At 68.4% G+C, this 24039-nt stretch carries 19 protein-coding genes and 2 tRNA genes; 7 read left to right on the top strand and 14 right to left on the bottom strand.

Annotation, left to right across the window (positions count from 1 at the left end; all coding sequences use genetic code 11):
* Positions 1-87: 87 nt before the first annotated feature.
* Positions 88-663 (bottom strand): CAP domain-containing protein, encoded by a 576-nt coding sequence (locus M8445_RS09135; RefSeq protein WP_273987463.1) that lies wholly within the window; start codon positions 661-663, stop codon positions 88-90.
* A 360-nt stretch (positions 664-1023) separates the two neighbouring features.
* Positions 1024-2226: a tetratricopeptide repeat protein gene (locus M8445_RS09130; protein WP_273987462.1), complete on the bottom strand. Its 1203-nt coding sequence runs from the start codon at positions 2224-2226 to the stop codon at positions 1024-1026.
* Between the two features lie 398 nt (positions 2227-2624).
* Between M8445_RS09130 and coaE the strand changes: the two genes are divergently transcribed.
* Positions 2625-3302: a dephospho-CoA kinase gene (gene coaE, locus M8445_RS09125; protein ID WP_273987461.1), complete on the top strand. Its 678-nt coding sequence runs from the start codon at positions 2625-2627 to the stop codon at positions 3300-3302.
* A 200-nt stretch (positions 3303-3502) separates the two neighbouring features.
* On the opposite strand, the gene M8445_RS09120 is transcribed toward coaE, so the two are convergent.
* The 7 genes from M8445_RS09120 to M8445_RS09090 all read right to left on the bottom strand — a co-directional run bounded on the left by M8445_RS09120 (position 3503) and on the right by M8445_RS09090 (position 11706).
* The gene (locus tag M8445_RS09120; RefSeq protein ID WP_273987460.1) at positions 3503-5143 is read right to left on the bottom strand and encodes a CTP synthase; all 1641 of its coding nucleotides are present in this window, start codon (positions 5141-5143) and stop codon (positions 3503-3505) included.
* Positions 5144-5417: 274 nt separating this feature from the next.
* Entirely contained in the window at positions 5418-6251 is an 834-nt protein-coding gene (locus M8445_RS09115) for a PilW family protein (protein WP_273987459.1), read from the bottom strand.
* Positions 6248-6697 carry a prepilin-type N-terminal cleavage/methylation domain-containing protein gene (locus tag M8445_RS09110; RefSeq protein WP_273987458.1) on the bottom strand — a complete coding sequence of 150 codons (450 nt, stop codon included), beginning with the start codon at positions 6695-6697 and terminating at the stop codon, positions 6248-6250. The genes M8445_RS09115 and M8445_RS09110 overlap by 4 nt, the downstream gene beginning before the upstream one ends.
* The gene (locus tag M8445_RS09105) at positions 6684-7145 is read right to left on the bottom strand and encodes a GspH/FimT family pseudopilin (protein ID WP_273987457.1); all 462 of its coding nucleotides are present in this window, start codon (positions 7143-7145) and stop codon (positions 6684-6686) included. Before M8445_RS09105 ends, M8445_RS09110 begins: the two co-directional genes overlap by 14 nt.
* A complete protein-coding gene (locus M8445_RS09100; RefSeq protein WP_273987456.1) occupies positions 7142-9145 on the bottom strand; it encodes a DUF4900 domain-containing protein in 2004 nt (667 codons plus the stop codon). The genes M8445_RS09105 and M8445_RS09100 overlap by 4 nt, the downstream gene beginning before the upstream one ends.
* A 162-nt stretch (positions 9146-9307) precedes the next feature.
* Complete coding sequence (recD2, locus tag M8445_RS09095) at positions 9308-11443, bottom strand: SF1B family DNA helicase RecD2 (RefSeq protein ID WP_273987455.1); 2136 nt, start codon at positions 11441-11443, stop codon at positions 9308-9310.
* A gap of 128 nt (positions 11444-11571) precedes the next feature.
* Positions 11572-11706: a hypothetical protein gene (locus M8445_RS09090; RefSeq protein ID WP_268243905.1), complete on the bottom strand. Its 135-nt coding sequence runs from the start codon at positions 11704-11706 to the stop codon at positions 11572-11574.
* A 297-nt stretch (positions 11707-12003) separates the two neighbouring features.
* Between M8445_RS09090 and M8445_RS09085 the strand changes: the two genes are divergently transcribed.
* Together M8445_RS09085 and M8445_RS09080 are read left to right on the top strand one after the other, a co-directional pair.
* Positions 12004-13182 (top strand): exonuclease SbcCD subunit D, encoded by a 1179-nt coding sequence (locus M8445_RS09085; protein ID WP_273990875.1) that lies wholly within the window; start codon positions 12004-12006, stop codon positions 13180-13182.
* Between the two features lie 88 nt (positions 13183-13270).
* Positions 13271-16006 (top strand): AAA family ATPase, encoded by a 2736-nt coding sequence (locus M8445_RS09080; protein ID WP_273987454.1) that lies wholly within the window; start codon positions 13271-13273, stop codon positions 16004-16006.
* Between the two features lie 156 nt (positions 16007-16162).
* Here M8445_RS09080 and M8445_RS09075 read toward each other — a convergent pair whose 3' ends face one another.
* The 4 genes from M8445_RS09075 to M8445_RS09060 form a co-directional block, all read right to left on the bottom strand.
* Complete coding sequence (locus tag M8445_RS09075) at positions 16163-17191, bottom strand: PIN/TRAM domain-containing protein (protein ID WP_273987453.1); 1029 nt, start codon at positions 17189-17191, stop codon at positions 16163-16165.
* An 84-nt stretch (positions 17192-17275) separates the two neighbouring features.
* On the bottom strand, positions 17276-17536 hold the full coding sequence (locus M8445_RS09070; RefSeq protein WP_273987452.1) for a hypothetical protein: 261 nt from the start codon (positions 17534-17536) through the stop codon (positions 17276-17278).
* 253 nt (positions 17537-17789) lie between these two features.
* Positions 17790-17864, bottom strand: a tRNA-Val gene (locus tag M8445_RS09065).
* Between the two features lie 40 nt (positions 17865-17904).
* A tRNA-Cys gene (locus tag M8445_RS09060) sits at positions 17905-17978 on the bottom strand.
* A 326-nt stretch (positions 17979-18304) separates the two neighbouring features.
* On the opposite strand from M8445_RS09060, the gene M8445_RS09055 reads away from it, so the two are divergent.
* The 4 genes from M8445_RS09055 to M8445_RS09040 all read left to right on the top strand — a co-directional run bounded on the left by M8445_RS09055 (position 18305) and on the right by M8445_RS09040 (position 21847).
* Positions 18305-19069, top strand: a complete 765-nt coding sequence (locus M8445_RS09055; RefSeq protein WP_273987451.1) for a glycerophosphodiester phosphodiesterase family protein — start codon at positions 18305-18307, stop codon at positions 19067-19069.
* Positions 19070-19262: 193 nt separating this feature from the next.
* Positions 19263-20291 carry a DsbA family protein gene (locus M8445_RS09050; protein WP_273987450.1) on the top strand — a complete coding sequence of 343 codons (1029 nt, stop codon included), beginning with the start codon at positions 19263-19265 and terminating at the stop codon, positions 20289-20291.
* 81 nt (positions 20292-20372) lie between these two features.
* On the top strand, positions 20373-20714 hold the full coding sequence (locus M8445_RS09045; RefSeq protein WP_273987449.1) for a PadR family transcriptional regulator: 342 nt from the start codon (positions 20373-20375) through the stop codon (positions 20712-20714).
* Positions 20711-21847 carry a permease prefix domain 1-containing protein gene (locus M8445_RS09040; RefSeq protein ID WP_273987448.1) on the top strand — a complete coding sequence of 379 codons (1137 nt, stop codon included), beginning with the start codon at positions 20711-20713 and terminating at the stop codon, positions 21845-21847. The genes M8445_RS09045 and M8445_RS09040 overlap by 4 nt, the downstream gene beginning before the upstream one ends.
* Positions 21848-21900: 53 nt before the next feature.
* Here the strand turns inward: M8445_RS09040 and thrS are convergent, their stop codons facing one another.
* Entirely contained in the window at positions 21901-23850 is a 1950-nt protein-coding gene (gene thrS / locus M8445_RS09035) for a threonine--tRNA ligase (protein ID WP_273987447.1), read from the bottom strand.
* Between the last annotated feature and the right edge of the window lie 189 nt (positions 23851-24039).

The raw sequence follows: 24039 nt of genomic DNA, 5'->3' as shown, positions 1-24039 counted from the left end.
GCGGGACGGCTCCCCTCACAGAACCGTCCCGCCCTTTTTCTGTCGCGTGCGCCCAGCTTCAACCCTGGTGCGCGGTGCGGTCACGCCTCAGCGCGTGCCGTAATCCTGCACCCAGTAGGTGCCGTACTTGCTGCCGGGCTTGTACAGGTAGCCCACGCCCACTTCTTTCAGGGTGGGGTCCATCAGGGTCTTGCAGTGGCTGGGGCTGTCCAGCCAGCCCTGCGTGACGTTGCCCAGGGTGTACCCGGCGGCGATGTTCTCAGCGATCTCCTGCCAGCCCGTGTACCCGGCGGCCTCGGCGCGCTGGGCGGGCGTGCGGCCCTCGGGGGTGACGTGGTCGAAGTAGGCGCGTTCGGCCATGTCGCCGGCGTGGGTGCGGGCCGCCCCGGCCAGGTAACCGTTCCAGGTGACGGGCGCGGCCGCCGCGAAGGCCTGTGTGCCGCAGGTGCGCGGCACGGCGCGGGCCTCGTTGATCTCCTTGAGAATCTGGGCTTCCTCGCTGCTCATGGTCTGGCTGCCGGCGTCACGCGCGGCGCTGCCCTGCCCGCCCGTGGTGGCGCTGCTGCCGATGGCAGCGCTGGGGGCGCTGGGGCCGCCGCCGCAGGAGGCGAGCAGCAGGGTGGCCGGGATCAGGAGGGTCAGGGGCAGGTTCAGGGTGGGCATGAGGGAGTCCTTTTCGCTGCCTGAGTGGGGTCAGCGGTTGAAGTGCCCCTACCTTAGCCAGACGTCCCTTTCAGGCCGCTCACGACGCAGTGGATGAAGCGCCGCCCAAGCGATCACCCCCATCCGGGGGTATAGGACTGCCCGGTTTTCCCCCGACCTATGTCCGTTTTTTCTGCCTCCCAGACGGCATTTGCGCCAGTATCGGCAGCAGAAGACCAGGGTCAGCCCGGCACAGAAGCGGGGCGGTCTGCTGTATTTCGCTGACCGCCCCGCCAAAAAAGTGTTGTGTGAGTCCCGTGAAGGCCTGTAAGAGTTCTGTGACAGAAACGGCCCGGACCCGTCTGGCAGGTCCGGCCCGCCTCAGCGGACGCGGTTCAGGCCGTCCTGCGCCACCCGGTAGCTGGGGCTGAGCTTCAGCGCCGCCTCGTAATTCTCACGGGCCTTCAGTCGGTCGGGTGCCACTGCTCCGGCGCCCCGCTCGTAGCTCAGGCCCAGGTAGTACAGGTACTCGGGGGTGGCGCTGCCCAGCGCGGCGGCGCGCGTCAGGTTCTCACGCGCGGTCTTCAGGTCACCGCCGTCCAGGTTCAGGCGGCCCAGGTAGTAGTAGAACTCTGGGTAGCGCAGCGGGTCCAGCGTCACGGCCTGCGTCAGCTGCGAGCGGGCCGTAGCCGTGTCCTTGCCCAGGTAACTGACCACACCGTACTGACCGACCGCGTAGGCGTTCTTCGGGGCCAGCCTCGCGGCCTGCGCCGCCTCGGGACGGGCGGCCGCCACGTTCCCACTCAGGGCCAGCAGCTTGGCGTAGTACGCGCGGTTGTACGCGTCGCGGGGGTCCACGATCACGGCCTGCTGCAGGTAGTCCAGCGCCTGCGGGATGTTCCCGGTCGCGTAGTACATGTCACCCAGGTTGTACAGCAGGATCGAGTTGTCGGGGTTCAGGGTGGTCGCCTGCCGGAACGCCTCGATGGCCTTCGTGGCGTCGCCCTGCAACTTGTACACGTACCCGCGCTCGTTCCAGACGCGGCTGAGCGGCACGTTCTTGCCGGCCGTGGGCGTCTGCGCCAGCGCCTCGGCGTCGGTCAGGATGCGCAGCGCCTCGCCCAGGTTGCTGCTGACGGCCGCGCGGTCACCCGCCCCGATGTACTGCTGCACGTACGCCTGGGACAGCGAGACGTACGCATCGAAGTTGCGGCTATCCACGCTGATCAGGCGTTTGAGGGTCTCGATCCCGGCGCTGTACAGGCGCAGTTTCACCTGCGCGCGGCCCAGGCCGATCAGGGCGTCCGTGTTGCGGGGGTCGATCTCGCTGGCCGCGCGGTACGCCACGTATGCCTGATCGAACTGACCCTGCTCGTAGTAGTACACGCCCAGCGCCACGTAGTTCACCGCCGGAATGGTCCGGGTCGGCGCGGCCGCTGGTGGCGTCACCAGAGCGGGCGTGGTGGCCGGGGCAGGAGCCGCCGGGACCACAGGAGTGGGCGTGGTGGGGGCAGTCTGGGCCGCAGCGAGACCCAGGGTGGTCAGCAGGCCCAGCAGGCCAGAAACAGTCGTGCGTCGATTCACTCGGAAACCTCCGTGGGGTTCGGACCGGCAACTGCGCGCCGGACCAACCACGCCCTGCCAGAATTTGGCATGAGCGAATAATACGTGAGAACCAACACAGCCCGGGTGAAGTCGCTGTGAGATGCGCAGAAGCTCATTCTGACAGTCTTCACCGACCGCATGACTGGTGTCTGATAGGAAAGGCTTCCGGGTCGTTGGCCGCCCACGGCAGCTTCAGGCGGATCCCCCGTCCGTTCCGGGCCGGCTGCTACAGTCGGAGGCATGATACGGATTCCGTCTGTTTCGTTAACAACCCGGGACAACACCGGGTTGCCAACTCCACGCCCGGAATCCTCTCTGCTCCTGCTCGCGTCCGCTCGGATGGAACGGTTTTTGCAAACCATTCCATCGGAGTCCGTATGAGTCCTGCCGACCGTCACCCAGCAGGTAACGCGCCCACCCCGCCGCCGACCACCCCGCCCTCCGTCCGCCGGATCGGGCTGACCGGCAGCATCGGCGCGGGCAAGAGTACCGTCGCCACCCTGCTACGCGCGCGCGGCCTGACCGTCCTGGACGCCGACGAGCAGGCCCGGCTGGTCACGCAGGACCCGGAGGTGCTGGCCCTGCTGGCAGCCCGCTTTCCCGGCGTGGTCAGTCCCGGCGGGACCAGCGGCGGTCAGCTGAACCGCGCCGCGCTGGCTGCGCGGGTGTTCAGCGACCCGGCTGCCCTGGCGGACCTGAACGCCGTCACGCACCCACGCGTGCGGGCGCGCATGGCGGCGCTGGAGCAGCAGGCCGCCGCACGGGGCGAGAAGACCGTCGTGCAGGACGTGCCCCTGCTGTTCGAGGGAAGCCTGCACGCGCAGATGGACGCCGTGATCGTCGTGGACGCCCCCCTGACCCTCCGCGTGCAACGCGTCATGCAGCGCAGCGGCCTGAGTGAACCCGAGGTGCTGGCCCGCGACGCCCGCCAGATGCCCGCCGAGCAGAAACGCAGCCGGGCCACCGTGATCATCGAGAACAGCGGCGACCTCCCCCACCTGGAAGCGCAGGTGGACGCGGCGCTACGCCAGCTGGGGTTGATGGTTGATGGTTGATGGTTGATGGTTGATGGTTGATGGTTGATGGTTGATGGTTGATGGTTGATGGTTGATGGTTGATGGTTGATGGTTGATGGTCAACAGCGTATGCGCGACCTGACCAGTCCAGTCAAGGCCACCCACTCCCTACTCCCCACAACCCCAACAGCGAGGGGGCGACCACGCCTCGCGCCGCCGCCCCCCTCTACTGAACGTGTTTACGCCTGCTGGGCGTCCAGTGCGGCCTTGACGAAGGCGGCGAAGGGAGGGCTGGGGCGCATGGGGCGGCTCTTGAATTCCGGGTGGGCCTGGAGGGCCACGAAGAACGGGTGGCCGGGAATCTCGATGGTTTCCACGAGGCCCGCGCCGCGCCCTTCCACGCCGGGGGTGACGCCGCTGATGACCAGTCCGGCGTCCTGGAGACGGCCGGTGTAGGCGGGGTTGACCTCGAAGCGGTGGCGGTGGCGTTCGCGGACGGTGCCGCCCTGCGGCACGCCGTACAGTTCGGCGATCTTCGTGCCGGCTTTCAGGTCCATGGGCCAGTCGCCCAGGCGCATGGTGCCGCCCATCCCGGCGACTTCCAGCTGTTCGGGCATCAGGTCGATGACGCGGTGTGGGGCGTACTCGTCGAATTCGGCGCTGTTGGCGCCTTCCAGACCGGCCTTGTGGCGGGCGTACTCGATCACGGCGATCTGCATGCCCAGGCAGATGCCCAGGTACGGGGTGCCGCTCTCGCGGGCGTACTGCGCGGCGCGGACCTTGCCCTCGATGCCGCGAATACCGAACCCGCCAGGAACGAGGATGCCGTCGGCAGCGGCGAGGCGTTCCCGCACGTCGTCAGGCGTGACGCTGGCGTCGGCGAGGTCCTCGGCGTTCACCCACTGGATGTTCACGCGGGCGTCGTTGGCGATCCCGGCGTGCGTGAGGGACTCCATGAGGCTCAGGTACGCGTCGGGCATGGCGGTGTACTTCCCGGCGATGGCAATCGTGACCTCGCGGGTGGGCTGCTTGATGGTCCGCACAGCGTTCTGCCACACGCCCAGGTTCGGGTGCGTGCGTTCCAGGGACAGGATGTCCTCGACGGTCTTCCCGAGGCCCTGTTCCTCCAGGGCCAGGGGCACCTCGTACACGTGCGAGACGTCGAAGCTGGAGAACACCCGGTTCTCGCGCACGCTGGTGAACGCGGCGATCTTGCGGGTGATCTCGGCCGGGAGTTTCTCCTTGCTGCGGACCATCACGATGTCGGGGCTGATGCCCACGCTGCGCAGTTCCGCGACCGAGTGCTGGGTGGGTTTGGTCTTGAACTCGTTGCTGGTGCCCAGGTACGGCACCAGGGTCAGGTGCAGGTACAGGACGTTCTCGTCGCCCTCGTCGAACTTGAACTGCCGGATCGCTTCCAGGAACGGCAGGCTCTCGATGTCGCCCACGGTGCCGCCGACCTCGATCAGGACGATCTCAGCCCCGGCGCGCTCGCCGGCGGCGCGGATGCGGCTCTTGATCTCGTCCGTGACGTGCGGGATGACCTGCACGGTCTGCGACAGGTAATCCCCGGCGCGTTCCTTGCGGATGACTTCCTGGTACACCTGCCCGGTCGTGATGTTGCTGCCCGGCGGAATGTCCAGGTCCAGGAAGCGTTCGTAGTTGCCGATGTCCAGGTCGGTCTCGGCGCCCGAGGCTGTGACGAAGACCTCGCCGTGCTCGTAGGGACGCATGGTACCGGCGTCGATGTTGATGTACGGGTCGATCTTGACGGCCGTGACGCGGTAGCCGCGGGCACGAAGAAGGGCTCCGAGGCTGGCGCTGGCCACGCCTTTTCCAAGGCTGCTGACCACGCCGCCCGTAACGAAGATGTATTTCATGTCTGACCGCGAGCGCCCGCCCCACGTGGGACCACCCCACTGCAAAGGGGCCAAAAAGAAAAACCGGGGCGCTCGGCCTCCGGGATTTGATCCTATCATACGGACTCCGATTGAGTGGGCTGCAAAGCCCATGCAATCCGAGCGGATGCGAGAAGGAGAAAAACGGGTTCCGGGCGTGGAGTTGGCAACCCGGTGGGGTTCCGGGTTGTCAGCGAAATAGACGGAATCCGTATCACACCGGCCCACCCGGTGAGCAGGCCGGTGACTGGTCGGGTCAGGGGTTCAGGCGGCCCACGTTGCGCGGCGAGACCAGCACGCCCTGCACCCAGGTGGCGGGGTCGGTGCTGGGGCGGGCCGGGACGACCGCTGCCTTGCCTGCCACGGTGCGGCTGACGCTGAGGTTCACGGTCACGCGGGTCTGCCCGGCCACCTGCGGCCCGGCGGGCGGCGCGGTGAACAGGGGTGGCAGGCCGGTCACGGCGGGCTGCACGTAATCCAGCAGCAGTTTGCCACTCTCGCCGTTCAGGCCACCGGGGGTCAGGGGCAGGGCGGTCAGCTGGCTGACGGTGGGGGGCGTGGTCTGCACGAGGTTCTTGGTGTACTCGACGAGCAGCCAGGCGTCCTCGTTGCTGGGGTCCGCGCCGGGGTTGTTCTGGGTATCGCCCAGTCCTGCGACCCAGGTGCCGCGCCGGACCGGGTAGTAGGCCTTGAACTTGTAGCAGGCGTCCTCGTTCCCTGCCACGCAGCCGCTCACGGCTTCCTGCGGGGCTTTCACGATGGCCAGGATGGGGGCCGAGGCGCTGCCGACCACCCAGTTGCCGCCGCCCGGCCGTCTGGTGGTGACGCCGCCGCCCAGGTTCAGGGTGGTGCCCTGGGGGTACACGTACGCGGCCTCGCGGACGTTGGCGATCAGGTAGTTCTGCGCGATCTGGAATTCCTGAAGCAGGTCGTTGCGCGCCTGAAGGTCACCGGACGACCGCGACGACGAGATCAGCAGCGAGGACGCCGCGAACATGATGATCAGGGCCAGCGCGACGGCGACCAGCAGTTCGATCAGGGTGAAGGCGGCCGTGTGCACGGCGGGGCGAGCGGGCGGCGGGGTGGTCATGGGCGGGCCACGTCCACGCTGAGGCTGGAGGTCGCGCCGCCCAGCGTGACCTGCACGTTGATGCGCCGCACGGGCGCGGTGTCCGGTGGGTTGCTGCCGCAGGTGGTATTCAGGGCGGGGGTGCCGGTGGGGTTGCCGTTCACGTCCAAGTTGGTCAGGGTGACCTGCGCGCCGGCCGGGACGGGCTGGGTGGCGCAGCGCTGGTCGTAGTTGGCGACACTGAGCCAGTCGCCGCGCACGGCCTCGATGATCTGCTGGGCCTGCTGCGTGGCGGTCACCTGCTGGGTGCTGCGCCGCGTCAGGCCGAAAAAGCCGGTCAGGGGGGTCAGGACAACCAGGGCGATGACGCTGGTCAGGAACACAGCCACGAGTACCTCGATGATCGTGAAACCCTGCGTGTGGCTCGTCTGCGTGGGCGTGGTCTGGGTGCGGTTAGTTCGTTGCATCGATCATGACCTTTCCGGTAATTCCGATGACCTTGACTTTCAGGCTGCGGGTGCCGCCGGGGCTAGTGAGGGTCCAGATGGCACCGTTGCCGCCGGTCGTGCCGGTCGGGGCGGTGTACACGACGTTACTTGAGCCGACCACGCTGGTCAGGGTGACCCCGGCCGGCAGCGTGCGCGTCTGCGGCGTGCCGGCGCGGGTGAAGGTGTACGCGGCCGAGTTGGCCGCGACGGTCAGGCTGGCGGACTGCCCGGTTTTCAGGGCCTCGCTGCGCGCCTGGCGCAGGTCGCCGGTCAGTTGCGAGGCGGCCTCGCGCACCTGATTGGCGCGGTACGTACCGAGCAGCGTGAATCCGAAGATGCCCGCCACGATGGCCAGGATACTCATGGCGAGCAGCAGTTCCAGCAGCGTGAATCCGGCCTGCCAGGCGCGGGGGTTTGCGGGGGTCACGGGTTGCCTGCCGTGCTGACGGTATCGCCGCGCAGGCGGGGTTCAGCGACGGGGGTGGCGCCGTCGTAAAGACCGACCGTCCAGGTTTCCGCGTTGGGGAAGTATGGGGGGCGCAGCCCGGCCAGGGTGCGGGGATCGAACACGAAGTTACGGCTGTACCCGGTCTGCTGCACGTCGCCGCTGGTGGTGCCGAACGCGCCGTAGTAATTCTCGATGACGCCGCCGATCAGGTTGACGCTGCCCAGGGCGCTGCCGGTGTTATACCCGTCGACCTGCACGGCGCCCTGCCCGGCCATCAGGACGGCGTGAATGGTGGGGTCGTTCCCGAGTTCGGTGGCCCTGCCGTTGCCGGGGCGGATGAGGTTCACGTTGCCCTGGCTGGCGTAGATGCCCAGGATGTTCTGCGCGTTCAGGTTGTCGCAGGGGGCGGGCGTGACGGTGCCGTCCGCGTTGCGGGTGTGCGCGCCGCTGCAGGGCGGGTCGGCGTAGCGCAGGTCGCTGGTGATGTCGATGTCGCCGGTGGCGGCCAGGGTCACTCCGGCGAAGGGGGCGATGGCCGCGCCGGCCGCAGCGTTCGGGCCGGCGTTCAGGCTGCCGACGTTCCCGCTGACGTGGATCACGCCGTTGAAGGTGGCGGCGGGGCTGCCGGGCGTGAAGGTGCCGTCCGGGTTGCGCGTGGCGTCCTGCCAGCTGCCGTCGGGCGCGAGGATGCGCAGGCGGCGGTCCGCGCCGAAGGCCAGCTGGGTGGTGACGGGCGCGCCGCTCGCGTCGCTGGTGAAGCTGACGCGCTGCACGTCCTGCCCGGCGACCGTGTCGCGGTACAGGCTGAGGCTGCTGACGTTCCCGGCAATGGCGATCCCGCCCGACTGCGCCGCCGCCTGCTGGTTGTTGCTGTTGATGGGCAGCGGCAGGACTGGTGAGTTCCAGTTCACGCCCTGCGTGAAGGCCGGCTGCACGTTGGGGTTGGCGGCGCAGACCGTGTCGTCGGAGGCGCACTCGGTGGGCGCGTCGGGGCTGGGGTACATGCCGGCGGCGCTGCGTTCCAACCCGGCGAAGAAGGCGCCGGGTTGCGCGGCAGGCTTGCTGATGGCGTTGCACTGTGGCCCCAGGCTCCCGGCGGGGCATCCGGCGCTGGTGACGGCCCCACCGAACCAGGGTTTGCCCTGGAACATGAACTGTTGGTTGGTGTGGACGGGGCCGCTGAACAGGGTGCGGCTGGTGAATGTGATGCGGTTCTGGCCAGCCTCGGAGGCGGCGTTGTTGAAGTGGTGGTTGGTGAGCAGGGCGTAGGGGGCCAGGGAGGGCTGGCTGACGGTCAGGTTCAGGGTGGGCAGGTTCGACCGGACCCGGACCGTCCGGGTGGCCGTTCCGGCGCGGCCCGTGACGGTCACGTCGGGAACCTCGAAGGTCAGGCGGTACTGGGTGGCGTTGTCGCGGATGACGGCCAGGGGTTTCAGGCCGTAACTGACGGCGTACGTGGAGGCGTCCTGATCCCCGTTCAGGGGGACGCCCTGCGTGCCGGAGAACAGGTCGGACCAGAAGCGGCTGCGGACCTCGGGGGTCGCGGCCGCGATACCAGCATCCTCGAAGGCCTGCTGCCCCACAGCGTTAACGAGCAGGGCCACGCGGGAGTTCACGCCGCCGCCGGCACTGTTCAGGCCGGTCGTGGGGTTCAGGGTGCAGAGGGTCGCGCCGTCAGCGGCAGTGGGCAGGCTGCTCAGCCCGCACAGCGCGGCGAGGTCGCTCAAGACCTGCGCGCCGTCCGGGGGCAGGCTGGCGCTGCCAAGCAGGTTACCCATGACGCGCAGCCGGGCCTGCACGCGCGCCGCGCCGGACTCGGCGGCAAACTGGGCGCGCAGGATGGCGTCCTGGTCAACACTGGAGCGCCGGGTGGCGAGCGTGACCTGAGCGGTGACGCTCATGATCACGGCCAGGATCAGCATGACGAACAGCAGCGACACGATGAGGGTCGCGCCCTGGGTACGATCTGATGGCCGCATATCCCCCAGTATGGGCTGTGAATGAGAAAAATCTCACCCCCAATGCGGGGACTGTGAAAATCCTCAAATCTGCGTGACTTCCGGTGACAGTTCTGTAAGATGGTTGGTCCGCTTCAGCGCCGGGCCCCGATGGGAGCCAGCGTGGGCCTTCCGGGCCCTGCGTCAGCGGGCGCGGATGCGTTCCAGCAGCGCCGTGTGCCGCTCCTCACGCTGCCGGCCGGCGGCCCGCTGCCACGCGCTGCCGGACCCCACCGCGAAGAAGCGTTCGCGGGCGCGGGTCAGGGCGGTGTACACCAGATTGCGGCTCAGCATGGGCATGTGCGCCTCGTGCAGTACGCCCAGCACGGTGCCCCACTCGCTGCCCTGCGCGCGGTGCACGGTCAGCGCGTACCCGAGTTGCAGGTTGAACAGTTCCGCCCCGGCGAGTTCCACGATGTTCCCATCGAAATCCACGGTCAGGCGGGACCCGTCGGCTTTCAGGACGGTGCCGACCGTGCCGTTGAAGACCTCGTTGGTGTAGTCGTTCTTGGTCTGCACGACCACGTCGCCGGGCCGGGCATGCGCGTCGGCGATGCGCACGCCGCCCTCGCCGGGGTTGAACAGGCCCTGCAGGTGGTGGTTGAGCATGTCCACGCCCAGCGGTCCCTTGCGCATGGGCGTCAGGACCTGCACCTGCGTGGGGCCGCCCAGGTCGCGCACCAGCAGGGCCACGCGCCGGGCGCCGACGTCCGGTTCGGTTTCCGTGATGTTCAGCCGGGGGTCGCCCCACTGCGGAGCCTGTCCTTCCAGCAGGCCGTGCGCGGCGCGGATGATGGGGTTCTCGGCCGCCTGCCGGTACACCTGGGTCAGGCGCACGGTGGGCGCGGTCTGCGTCAGGGCGTGCAGGGGCAGCCCGGCGTCCACGGGGGGCAGCTGGTCGGTGTCGCCCACCAGCAGCACCCGCGCGCCCGGCGCGACCGCCGAGAGCAGCGAGAGCATCAGGCCGTCGCCGCACATGCTGACCTCATCGACGATCAGCAGGTCGTACGGGGCGGGTTCCAGGTGGTTGTGCCGGAAGCCCGCCGGGCCGTACCCAAGCAGGCGGTGAATGGTGCTGGCGCTGCGGCCCGTCACCTCGCCCAGGCGGCGGGCGGCCTTGCCGGTCGGGGCGCACAGGCCGACTTCCAGGCCCAGGCTCTCAGCAAGGTCAGCGACGGCGCGGGTGGTGGTGCTCTTGCCGGTGCCGGGGCCGCCGGTCAGGACGACCAGCCGGTGCTCGGCGAGCAGGTCCAGCACGCCTGCCTGTTCGGAGGACAGGCCCTTTGCCGCACCGTTCGGGACGATCCACTCGTCCCCGGCGGGGGGCGTGGCGATCAGCGTGCGGATCAGGCCCGCGAGTTTCTTCTCGGCGCGCAGGGTGGGCGGCAGGTAGATGCGACTGGCATCGTGCAGCGCGTCCTGCGTGTCCAGCAGCGGGGGCGTGTCGTCGCTCAGGCGGCCCAGTTCCACGGCGGTCTCCACGGCCAGCCGCGCCTGGGCGGGGGTCACACGGGTGTAGTGCGCCACGCCCCGCTCCGCGCGGGCGCGCGGCAGGAACGAGTGCCCGCCCTGCTGCGCGGCCTGCTGCAGGGCGTACACGGCGGCGGCCGTCAGGCGACGCGGGTCGTCCAGCGTGCCGCCCTGCGCCTGCCACAGCTTGTCGGCGGTGAGAAAGCCGATCCCCTCGACCTCGGTGAGCACGAACAGGTCCGCTTGCAGGCGTTCCAGCGCCGCCTCTCCGAAGTGCTTCACGACCCGCTGCGCCTGCGAGATGCTCAGGCCCAGGCCCTGCAGTCCGGCCAGCAGGCGGCGTTCCAGGCCCTGCTGCGACCAGCTGGACGTCATCTTGTGCAGCGTGCTGGCCGTCACGCCCGGCACCTGCAACAGCCGGTCCGGGTCGTTTTCCAGGATGTCGAAGGTCGCCGCGCCGAACATCCCGGCGATGCGGCCCGCCAGGACCTTGCCCACGCCGCCCACCCGCGCCTCGAGGTACGCGGCGATGCCCGCCTCGGTCAGGTCGGTCGGCTGGGCTTCCAGCACGAGGTTCAGCACGCGGTACTGATACCCGTACTCGCGGTGCTCTTCCATGGACACGTCGGCGCTGAAGGTGTCCCCGGCCTCCAGGGGCGGCATGACGCCGATCACGGTGGCGTCCGGGTCCTCGCCCTCCTCGTTGCGGATGCGGGCGGTCATGACCGTGAAGCCCGAATCCGAACGGAAACGCACCCTGTTCACACCGCCAGACACGCGGAAAGTCTCGGCAGGAGAGGCAAACGACATAGACCCACAGCATAGCAAGCCCCGGCCCATTCCGCCAGGAACAAAACGGGGCCGGGGGCTGGCCAGTGCAAAACCCGACTCCTTGACCGGCGATTACCGCCTGCGGAGTCGGGAAAGGTGGGCCGGGTTCAGCGGCGGCTGAGGCGGCGGGCGGCGCGGCGCACCCAGCGGGTCAGGGAGCGGGCGGGGCGCTGGGAGCGGGCCACGTCCTGCGTTTCCCGCAGGCGGGCTTTAGTGTACAGGTCGAGGTCATTGCTATACATGCCAGTATCTTTGCAGTGTTGGCCAGAAATAAATATGATAAATGACCCGTTGAATACATATTCAGGGGCCTTTCAGGTATTCATCTTTTCTCTCTGGACAGAACAGGCTGGTTGGCGAGCATGCAGACACCAGCACCTGCCTTTTGCCAGCCACGCAGGAGTCAGGGCCGCGCAGGTGCCAGGAATGACGGTTCGGCGGCCGTGGCAGCGTATGCACTGGCAGGCGATCCGTATGCAGGTGCGGCCGGGGCACGTCGGGGTCGGGGCGTGGCGGGCTGCATGCTATTTTTTTCTGTGATGCGCGTACTTCATACTGCTGATTTCCATGCCGGGCGATCCCTGCGTGGCTTTGACCGGACGCCGGAAGTGCACGACGCCCTGACCGAGATCGCCGGACTGGCCCGCACGGAACGCGCGGACGTGGTCCTGGTGTCCGGCGACCTGTTCGACACGGGCAACCCCAGCGCCGACGCCGAGGCGGCCGTGTTCGACTTTTTCCTGCGTCTGCGCGACCAGGGCATTCCGGGCGTGGTCATCGCCGGGAACCACGACAGCGCCGCGCGCCTCGCCTCGGTCACGGGGCTGCTGGGCTGGGTGGGCGTGCAGGTCGTCGCGCAGCCCACCGCGAACCCGGCCGACATGATCCGCACCGTCGAGACGCGCAGCGGCGAGCGGCTGGTCGTGGGCGCCCTGCCGTACCTGTCCGAGCGGCGGCTGGTCAAGGCCGCCGACCTACTGGGCGGCGATACCGGCGCGTGGCGGCAGAAGTACCGCGAGGGCATGGGCTTTTTCCTGCGCCGCCTGGGCGAGGGCTTTACCGGGAGCAGCGTGAACATGCTCATGGCGCACGCCACCATGGACGGCGCCGTTCCCAGCGGGTCCGAGCGCACCATGCAGTTCGACCTGACGAACAGTTACACCCTCTCGGGCCTGCAACTGCCGCCCGGCGCGCAGTACGTGGCGCTGGGGCACGTGCACAAGCCGCAGCAGGTCTCGGACGCGCCCCCCGCGTACTACCCCGGCAGTGTTATTCAGCTGGACTTCGGTGAGGCGGGCGAAAAGAAACAGGTGAACCTGATCGAGGTCGAGGCCGGGCGGCCCGCGCAGGTCCACGCCCTGCCGCTCGCCAGCGGGCGGGAACTGCGAACCCTGCGCGTGGACCTGGAACACGTCGAGTCGCGCCTCGCGGCCCTGAGTGACTTCGGCGGCCTGCTGAAAGTCGTGGTACGTGCCCCCGCCGGAACCGCCCTGCCCGGCCTGAAGGACCGCGTGCTGAAACTCGCGCCCACCACCCTGGCCGTCGAACTCGACGCGGCGCAGGAGGACCTCGCCACCCCCGACCTGAAACGCGAGGGCCTGAGCCTGATGGACCTCTATGAACGCTACCACCAGGAGAAACGCGGCGAACTCCCGGACGACCTGCGCGCCGCCTTCCTGGAAGCCGACGAACTCGCCCGCACCGAGGAGAGCGCGTGAGCGCCGTGAAAAGTAGAAAGTTGATGGTTGATAGAAGTCAGACCATCAACCATCCACCATCAACCATCACCACGCCGGAGGCGAAGCGATGAAGCCGATCAAACTGGAATTGCAGGGCTTCACGGCGTTCCGGCAGTTCACGAGTCTGGAATTCGGGGACCTGGAACTGTTCGCGCTGGTCGGGCCGACCGGGAGCGGCAAGAGCAGTCTGCTGGACGCCATGACGTTCGCGCTGTACGGGCAGACGGCTCGGCTGGGCGCGTCGGGACTGGACGCGCTGATCTCGCAGGGCGAGCGGGGCCTGTCGGTCAGCCTGACGTTCGAGGTGGCCGGCGTGACGTACCGGGCGTCCCGCACGAAGGGCCGCAAGCAGGCCGAGAACGAGGTGCGCTTCGAGCGGCTGGACGCGGACGGCCGCTGGGCGAACCTGTCGGACGGCGGCGCCAAGGGCATCAGCGAACGCATCCGGCGGGCGGTGGGCCTGGACTTCCGGACGTTCGCGCGCAGCGTGATGCTGCCGCAGGGCGAGTTCTCACGCGTGCTGCACGGCACCGGCAAGGAGCGGCAGGCGCTGCTGGGCGAACTGACCGGGCTGGATCACGTGGCCGCCATGCAGCGGGTCGCCTCGGACCGCGCCAAGACCCTGAAACTCGAAGCGCAGGGCCTGAGCGGCCTGCTGGACTCCGAGTACGCGGGCGTGACCGCCGAGGCGGCCGACACGCTGCGGCGCGAGCGGGAGGTCACGGACGCCGAGGCCAGACGCCTGACGGACGCGCGCGACGCGCTTCAGGCCGCGCAACTGCGGCTGCGCGAGCAGGAACGCGTCTGGAAGGCCCGTGAGGACACCGCCCGCCGAGTCACGGCCCTGGAAGCCCGCGCGGCCGGCGTGCAGGCCGGTGCCGAGCAGGCGGCCCGCGCGCGGCGCGTGTCGGGCGTGCTGCCCCTGCTGGACGCCGCGGAACGCGCCCGCATCGCCGCCGAACGTGAGGTGCGTGACCTGCAGGCCGCGCGGGCCGCCGCCGACGTGGCCGCCCGCGCCGCGCAGGTGGCTGCCGCCGCGCTGGACGCCGCGCAGACCGCCGAGGCGACCATCCCCAGCCTGGAGGCCCGCGCCGAGGCCCTGCGGGACGCCGAGGGTGACGCCGCGCGCCTCAAGCGTGCCGGGGGCACCCCGCAGACCACGCACGCCCAGCCGCTCGACTGGGACGAGGACGCCTTCCAGACGGCCCGCGAGGGCGCGCAGCGGGCCGAGAAGAACCGGCAGGAACGCACCCTGATCTCCACGGAACGCACCAGCCTGCGGGCTGCGCAGGACCGCTTTGCGGCGGAGGAACGCGCGCAGGAGCAGGGGCAGGCAGAACTGGCGCGCGTGCAGCGCGAAGGCACCCAGGCGAAAACGGATCTGGAAACCGCACAGAAGGCACTCGAGGCGGCCCGAATCGACGCGGGCCTCGCCTCCTACCGCGCGCACCTGCACGTCGGGGACGACTGCCCCCTGTGCGCCCAGACGGTCCGCACGCTACCCGCCGCGCCCGCCGCCGACCTGAGCGACTGGGAAGCGCAGGTCGCGGCGCTGGGCGCCACCCTGGAAGACCGCCGCACCCGCTTCACGGACCTGAGAAGCACGCAGAAGGTCCGGCAGGCGTGGCTGGACGAGAAACGCGGCGAGTACCGCAACTGGGACGAGCAGCTCACGCAGCGCGAGGCGGACCTGCGCTCCGCCGAGGCCCTGGTCGTCGGCGACCCGCAGACCGACGCAACCCGCCTGCTGGCCGGACTGGCCGCCCGCGTGCGCGCCGCCGGCCCCGACCCGGCCCGCGCCCGCCGCGCCGCCCTGGCCGACATTCAGGCCCTGCGATCCGCCACGCAGGCCGCGCTGGGCACGGTGGCCCGCGCGCAGGGCGACGCCGCCGCGACCGCCGCCACGCTGCGCGGCGTGCAGGGCACCGCCGACCGCCGCGAGCAGGAAGCCGCCGAGGCCCTGGCCACCCTGAGCGCCGCCCTGAACGCCCTGAACCTGGACGCCGCGCAGGCCCGCGCGGCCGCCCTGCCCGAGGCCGACATCGCCGCGCTGGAAGAAACGGCCCGCACGCACACGGCGCAACTCGCGCAGCTGCGGGAAGCCCTGAGCGAACTGGACCGGCAACTGGGCGCCGCGCCGTTCGACCCGGCCGCACTGGCGCAGGCGGCGCGCGACCTGACGGCCACCGACGCCGCCCTGAGCGCCGCCCGCGAACGCGCCGGCAGTCTCGCCGAGCAGGAACGCTCGGTGCGCGAACGCCTGGAACGCAAGGCAGAACTTCAGGACCGCGCGCTGGCCGCCTCCCGCACGCTGGACACCTGGCAGTCCCTGACGAACAGCCTCAGGGCCAACGAATTCCAGCAATTCCTGCTGGCCGAGATCGAGGCGCAACTCCTGACCCGCGCCGGCATCCTGCTGCACGAGATCAGCGACGGCCGCTACCGGCTGGCCCTCCAGACCGGCGAGTACGTCGTGCAGGACCTCTGGAACGCCGGCGAGGTGCGCGGCGTGAAAACCCTGTCCGGCGGCGAGACCTTCCTCGCGTCCCTGGCCCTGGCCATCGCCCTGAGCGATTACCTCGCGGGCAACAAGGTGCTGGGCGCGCTGTTCCTCGACGAGGGCTTCGGCACGCTGGACCCCCAGGCGCTGGAAGCGGTGGCGAACGCGCTGGAGAACCTGCGCACGCAGGGCCGCATGGTGGGCGTCGTCACGCACGTCGAGAGCCTGTCCGAACGCCTGCCCAGCCGCCTGCTCGTCACCAAGAGCGTGGCGGGCAGCAGCGTGCAGCGACTGGACCTGTAGCGGGAGCGATTCGCGGGCATCCGTACGCCGTCAGTGGTCAACGGAAAGTGGTCAATGGAGAGTGGTCAATGGAGAGTGGTCAATGGAGAGTGGTGAGTGGGTCGGATGCCAAGGCATCCGACCCACTCACCACTTCCTCCTGACCACTGCCCCCGGTTACGGCTGGTTCTCTTCCCGGTCCAGTTTGGCGAAGATCATGCGGCCCACGTTCGTCTGCACGTTGTTCACCACGAGCACGCGGGTGGGTTTGCCACGGAACTTCAGGCCTTCCTCCACGACGACCATGGTGCCGTCCTCGAGGTATCCGACGCCCTGGTCTTTCTGCTGGCCGCCCTTGCTGATGGTCACGGTCAGGTGATCCCCGGCCTGCACCTGGGGTTTGAGGGCCACGGCCGCCTCGTGAATGCTCAGGATCTGCACGCCGTGAAGCCGGGCGATCTTGCCGAGGTTCCCGTCGTTGGTGATGATGCGCGCCCCGGTTTCGCGGGCCAGCCGGATCAGTTTGTCGTCGGTGGTGGGCAGCGCCGGGTCATCCCAGTCCTCGACCCGCAGGGGCCGGACCTCGCGCAGTTCCTCCAGGACGGCCAGGCCGCGCTTGCCGCGCGTGCGTTTCTGCGCGTCGTGACTGTCCGAGAGGGTCTGCAATTCCCGCAGGATGAAGCCCGGCACGACGATATCGCCGTCCAGAAAGCCGGTGCGGGCCAGTTCCAGGATGCGGCCGTCGATGATCACATTGCTGTCCAGCAGTTTGCTGCCGGGGCGGCGGCGCACCTGCGGGAAGGCCAGCAACCCGAAGGCCTCGGCATTCCGCACGGCGAACGACACGAAGAACGCACCCAGACTCAGCGTGATGATCACGTTCCACACCCAGTTGTACAGCGGCAGGCTCCTGAACAGCGTGCTGATAAGGACGCTCAGCAGCAGCGCCACGATCAGCCCGAAGGTCGCGGCGGCCACCGTGCGCGGCGACAGGCCCGCGTACCAGCGGCCGTAGCGGGTCAGCAGGACCTGCGCGGCACTCTCGATGCGGGGCGCGATCAGCAGCGCGATCAGCGTTCCGGCCAGCATGAGGCTCAGGGTGTTCACCCAGCCCAGCTCGGTAGGTTGCGCGGCGGCCAGCGCACGCCCGGCCACTGCGCCGAGCAGCAGGCCCAGCAGCGTCACGAACAGGCGAACAGGAAGCACGCCCATCAGTCTAACCGCTGCGGCGCAGCAAACGTCCCCATCTTCCCCTCCCCTTTCCAGTCCACCTGGCCCCGGCCTGCGGGCTCAGCGTGACGGGTGACGCCGGGACTGAACGGCCTGCACGACCCGTCCGGGTTCCAGGTCCACCCACCACGCCAGGGCGGCTGTCACGGTAGCCGTCAGGCACCCCAGGTACAGTACCCAGGGACCCGCAGCGGTCAGGAGGGCGGCGGTCAGGCAGGCCAGGGCCGCGCCGCCACCCGCGATCAGCAGGGCGGCCCCCCGCCAGAACAGGGAACGGTCGCGGTAATGCAGGCGGCGGGAGGCCCGCCTGAGGGTCGTCATGGTATACACGCTGGCACCAAGGACAACCACCGTGAGAAAGAACTCAAGGTCAGACATTCGGTCAGGCATCGTACCTCTTTACCTCTGCCTGCTGGTGCCATTCCGCGCCGTTCTCTTGATGGCTTCTTCGGGGTTTTCGTGGGAACCGTTCATGTGCCGGATACCCGTCGCTCAACCCGTGCCGCGTGCGGGGCAGCGGCACCGTGCACAGAAGTACATAAGAAAAACCCCCGCCTGAGCGGGAGTTTCCGGTTGGTAGACTCGAGGAGATTTGAACTCCTGACCCCTACAGTGTCAATGTAGTGCTCTACCCCTGAGCTACGAGTCTGTGTGCCGTGCAGCGCAGTGCTGTGTGGGCGGGGGTGTGTTGGAGGCGCTGACCGGACTCGAACCGGTGGTGGAGGTTTTGCAGACCTCTGCCTTACCACTTGGCTACAGCGCCATGCCCGTTGGTCCGTGCCGTCCGGCGTTGGTTCCATCTGGCGTCAGGCTGTCCCTTGCGGGCGGCTGGCAGGTCTTTCCTCTCCAGCGGAAGGAATGTTAGCACGGACTTTCTGCGCTGTAAACAGGGGGGGTCGGGCGGGCGCTGGTTTACGCTGGGGTATGAATTCGGAAGCCTGGGCGGGATGGAATCGCAGGGGGCGCGGGCCGTGGGCGCTGGGGGCGGCAACGGTGCTGACACTCGCCCTTTCGGGCTGCGCTGGGACGGCACGCACGGAGGCCGGGGCCACGCGCGGCAACCCGTTGATTTCCGGACGGACGTGGAACGTGGCGCATCAGGGCGGCGAGCTGGTGCGGCCCAGCAACACCATGCTGGCGTACCGGCACGCGGCGGACCTGGGTGTGGACATGCTGGAGATGGACCTGCACGGCACGCGGGACGGCGCCCTGGTCCTGTCGCACGATGAGACGCTGGACCGCCTGACCGACACGCCGGGCCGCGTCGCGGACCTGACGCTGAAGGAGGTCCTGGCCGCCGACGCGGGGTACGCCTTCACGCCGGACGGCGGGGTGACCCACCCGTACCGGGGGCAGGGCGTGCCGCCCGCGCAGCTCAGCGATGTGCTGGCCGCCTTCCCGGACCTGCCGCTGACCATCGAGATCAAGCAGGCGCAGCCGAGCGTCGCTGGGGCGCTGTGCGGGGCGCTGCGGGAGGCGGGCGCGGCCGACCGGGTGGTCGTGGCGAGTTTCAGTGACGCGGCCCTGGCGGAGTTCCGGACGCTGTGCCCGGAGGTCATGACCAGCATGACCGAGCGTGAATTGCGGCCGCTGGTGCTGCTGAGCAAGGTCAGTCTGTCCGGGCTGGCGCGCGTGCCGGGGCAGGTGGCGCAGGTGCCGGTGCGCGCCGGTGGGATCGAGGTGGTCACGCCGGGCTTCGTGCGGGCCATGCACGCGCGGGGCGTGGCGGTGCAGGTGTGGACCATCAACGACCCGGCCGAGATGCGCCGCCTGATCGGCATGGGTGTGGACGGCCTGATCACGGACCGCCCGGACCTGCTGCGAGACGTACTGGGCGGCGCGAACACACCCTGACTGTCCGGCAGCCCTCACCGCAGCGGGAATGGGACGCGTGTGCGCGGGCGTGCCTCTACAGCATGTGCCCTAAAGAAAGCATCTTCATGGCCGAGCAGAGCGAGTGAATTTAGCCGAGCAGGACGAAGAATGGAGGCGTCAGGAGTCCCTGTTCCTGATGCCGTCATTCGGAGAACTGCTCTAGACTGCCGGGGTGAAACGAACGAATCTGGTTCTGACGGCCCGCGTGGTCGCACTCGGCGCGGCCCTGACCCTGGGCGTGTCTCAGGCGCAGTTGATGGGCACGCCGGCGCAACTGGCGGCGCAACCGGCTCTGAAGGGCTTCGCGGCGCAGGGCGGCCTGCTGGTCAGCGGTGGAACGCGCGTCACGGCGGACGTGGCGGGCGGGCGCGTGGTGGGCGTGTTAGTGGAAGCCGACTCGGTGGACGGACTGGCCCGCGGCCTGGGAGCCGGGTGGAATGTGGCCGAGAAGGACCTGCCGAAGCTGACGCAGAACCTCTCGAACCCGGCTCTGCTGGCCGCCGCCCGCACCGGGTACGTGGACCTGACTGACGACAGCGGCACGGATCTGATCGCATTAAAGGTCACGGGGACCGGCTCGGCCACGCGGTACCTGGGGTACGTGGCCGTGAAGATCTGGCCGGACAGCGCCTTCCCGCCCGTGAAGGCCGCGGTGGGCACGGCAGGCGCTCCGAACGTGCTGCGGGTGTTCAGTGACTTCCAGTGCCCGTACTGCAAGCAGCTGTGGGATTCGTCCATGCGGGACTGGCGGGCCGCTCCGGCGTCGTTCCGGGTGGTGCACTACGAGTTCCCGCTGTCGTTCCACCGGAACGCGCAGGGGTCCGCCGAGGCGAGCGAGTGCGCGGGCGCGCAGGGGAAATTCTGGGCGTTCGCGGATCAGCTGTTCGCCAACTTTGCCACCTGGACCCCACTGGACCCGAAGGACGCCCCCGCGAAGTACGCCGGGTACGCCAAGGCTGCCGGACTGGACACGGCCGCCTTCAAGACGTGCGTGGGCCAGCGGACCTTCCGGGCCGACGTGGACGCGCAGATGAAGGCCGGCGTGGGCGTGAACGTGCAGGGCACCCCCACCGTGTTCCTGAACGGCATGAAACTCAGGAATTACTCGGACACGGCCGAGGTGGCGCAGGTGCGGGCCGTGACGACCGCCACGCCGGGAGCCGCCATTCTGATTGACGCGCGGCTCAAGCTGTTCCGGTAATCAGGGTCGGCCCGCTTCTGGCGGGTCACACCACCGGCGGGGGTATGGACTCCCGCCTTTACTTTGCATCACTATGTAGCCATGCAAAGTAGCAACGCGGACGGCAACCTGCTGCGCGGCACACTCGACTTCCTGCTGCTCGCCAGCCTCGAACACGGCCCCCTCTACGGCCTGCGCATCATCCAGGACGTCCAGCACAGAACCAGCGGCCACTTCAACTTCAAGGAAGGCACCCTCTACCCCGCCCTGCACCGCCTCGAAAAACGCAGCCTGATCCGCGCCGAAACCCGCCCCAGCGACACAGGCGGCCCCCCCCGCAAGTACTATCACCTGACCGACACCGGCCACACCGAACTGACCCGCCAGCGCAACGAACAACGCGCCCACGCCAGCGCCCTGCGCCCCTACCTGGAATTCGCATGAGCCCCGAAGAACACTACGTCCGCAACGCCACCCGCGGCCTGCGCGGCAAGGAGCGCCAGGAGACTCAGACCGAACTGCTCAGCCACCTCACCGAACGTACCCGACAACTCACCCTGACCGGCCTGACCCCCGAACAGGCCAGCACGCAAGCCATGCAGGAACTCGGCCCGGCCCCCACCGTCGCCCGCAGCCTACGCCGCACCCAGCACGTCCACCCCGCCCTGAGTGCCGCCGCCCTCCTTGCATTCGCCACGCTACTGCTATGGCCCGTGCCGGAGTTGCTGTACGCACGGACTGATCCATTCAACAGTACGACTGGACAGTCCGTCCGCGAACTCCGTGCAGAGGGTTACCTGACCGTCCGGGAAGCGAACTCTCAGCTGAAGCCATACGGCATTCAACTCCGGCACCACAACGAGTCATGGGAATTACGGCATGCAGGACTCCCAACCGCAAGCCTTGCATCGGCAACATCCTGGAACTGTCAGGGACCCGTGACGTCCATGGCCGCCGATCAGCCCCGATACCTGCTTTCTGGCGTGCCGACCGTCGCCTACGTCAATCCTTCCGCCCTGCTGGTCTGCATGAGTGAGGCCGGCTGGCCGCTTGAACTCGACGGACAACAGATCAGATTGCAGGGCAAGGCGTTCCCTGACACGTGGACGAGGGAAATCGCCAACATGTTCTACGTGCCGCAAGTCAGCCAGAGCCTCAGTCAGCTGCCACGTCACCTGTGGTCAAGTCCCACTGCACCCATTCCGCAGGACGAGCCCAGCGTGATCGCCTACCCGAACGACTTATCAAAGATCAGATGGAGCGCACGCCACGTCGAGACGACGGCCCAACATGTGGGGCTGCTCGTCCGATTCCAGCTCAACGGAATCTCCTGGCCGGAAAAGGTGTCGTATTCGGCACCCATGTTCATCTCATTCACGCTACCGGTCAGCGATCAGGGCACGGTCAATCTTCCAGTCCGCGTACCGCACGCCATGAAGGTCGTTGACCTGACCCTCAAGTCGAACATGAACGATTGGCTCATGGCAGACAACAGCACCTTCCCGGCCATCCTCGTGGCCTTACCTGACCGGACCGATGCGCCGGTTGACCTGACTCCGTTGCCGTTCACTCCCTGATCAAGAACAGCGCCCGGCCTCCATGGACCGGGCGTTTCTGTTGCGGTTCAGCTTCAGCTGCGGGTCTTGTACCGCGTGAGTAGTTCGCTCTTGAGGTCGTCGAAGGCGACGCCTTTGCGTTCCTTGAGGCCGTCTGGGGTGCGTTCGCGGACGCTGACTTCGCGGCCTTCCTGTTCCTTGTCGCCGACGACGAGCATGACGGGGATCTTGCTCAGTTCGGCGGTGCGGACCTTGGCGTTCATGCGGTTGCTGCTGTCGTCGACTTCGGCGCGCAGGCCGGCGGCGTGCAGTTCGTCCCGCAGCTGCCAGGCGTAATCGTTGTGGCGGTCGGCGATGGGAATGATCATGATCTGGCGGGGCGCGAGCCACAGCGGGAAGTCCCCGGCGTAGTGTTCGATGAGGATGCCGGTGAAGCGTTCGACGCTGCCGAAGGGGGCGCGGTGAATCATGATGGGGCGGTGGTCCTGGCCGTCCTCGCCGACGTAGCTGATGTCGAAGCGTTCGGGGAGGTTGTAGTCGACCTGGATGGTGCCGAGCTGCCATTCGCGGCCCAGGACGTCCTTGACCACGAAGTCGAGTTTGGGGCCGTAGAAGGCGGCGTCGCCGGGTTCGATGGTGTAGGGCAGGCCGACTTCCTCGACAGCCTCAATGATCTGCTTCTCGGCGAGGTTCCAGTTGGCCTCGTCGCCGACGTACTTGTCGCTTTCGGGGTCGCGGGTGCCGACGCGGAAGCGCACGTCGGTCATGCCGAAGGTCTTGAGGACGAGGACGGTCAGGTCGAGGACGTCCAGGAATTCCTTTTTCAGCTGGTCGGGGCGGCAGAAGATGTGCGCGTCGTCCTGCGTGAAGCCGCGCACGCGGGTCAGGCCGTTCAGTTCGCCGCTCTGCTCGTATCGGTACACCGTCCCGAATTCCGCCAGCCTGACCGGCAGGTCGCGGTAGGAGCGGGGTTTGCTGCCGTAGATGCGCACGTGGTGCGGGCAGTTCATGGGTTTGAGCATGTACTGCTCGTCATCGACCTCGATGGGGTTGAACTGCGACTCGGCGTAATACGGGTAGTGGCCGCTGGTGCGGTACAGGTCGAGGTTCCCGATGTTGGGCGTGATGACGCCCTGGTAGCCGCGTTTGAACTGCTGTTCCTTGAGGAACGCGGTGAGTTCCTCGCGCAGGACCGTGCCGTTCGGCAGCCACAGCGGGAGGCCCTTGCCGACCATGGGGTCGATGGTGAACAGTTCCAGTTCTTTACCCAGTTTGCGGTGGTCGCGGCGTTTGGCTTCTTCCAGCTGGTGCAGGTACTCGTCGAGTTCCTTCTGGCCAGCGAACGCCACGCCGTACACGCGTTGCAGGATGGGGTTCTTCTCGTTGCCGCGCCAGTACGCGCCGGACGTGCTCATGAGCTTGAACGCGCCGGGCAGGCGGCCCGTGGCGGGGAAGTGCGGCCCGCGGCACAGGTCCGTGTAGTCACCCTGGGTGTAGAAGGTGATGGGTTCGTCTTCGGGGAGGCCGGCGATGAGTTCCTGCTTGTACGGGTCGTGCGGGAACTGCGCGAGGCCCTCGGCGCGGGTGATCTCGCGGCGCGTGAACGGCAGGTTCCGGCTGATGATGTCCCGCATGACCTTCTCGATTTCCGGCAGGTCCTCTTCCTTGATGGGTTCGGGCAGGTCGAAATCCTGGTACCAGCCGTTCTCGATGCTGGGGCCCACGCCCCGCTTGATCTGGTCGTCCGCGTACCCTTTGGCGCGGTAGTACTCACCGACCGCCTGACTCATCACGTGCCCCAGCGAGTGCCGGAACAGCGGCGCAGCGTCGCCCGGGTTCTTCTTGGTGATCAGCGTGATGGCCGCGCCGTCGGGCAGGGGCGTCATCAGGTCCACCAGTTCACCGTTCGCGGTGGCAGCCACGGCGTCACCGGCGAGGCGTTCACCGATGGCCCGCGCGGCGTCCAGCGCGGTCGCACCCTGAGCGAGTTCCAGTTGTTTACCGTCGGGAAGAACTACGTGCATATCAACCTCTTTTCCGGCAGGCCGCCTTCAGCGCCCACCAGCGTCCATAGAGAAAGCCCGGTCTGACCACACCCAGCAGAACGCCTGAAAACCACGGAAAGTGGGTTCTCAGGCGCTGAGAGTTCGCGTGACCAGTCCGGGCAACAGCGGCATTCGGTGCAGCCTCACGCCACGCATCACCAGACCGGA

This window comes from Deinococcus aquaticus, assembly GCF_028622095.1.
GTDB classification, from domain to species: Bacteria; Deinococcota; Deinococci; order Deinococcales; family Deinococcaceae; genus Deinococcus; species Deinococcus aquaticus.
The sequence above is the reverse complement of the archived record's forward strand: the minus strand, read 5'-3'. Positions and strand labels throughout refer to the sequence as shown.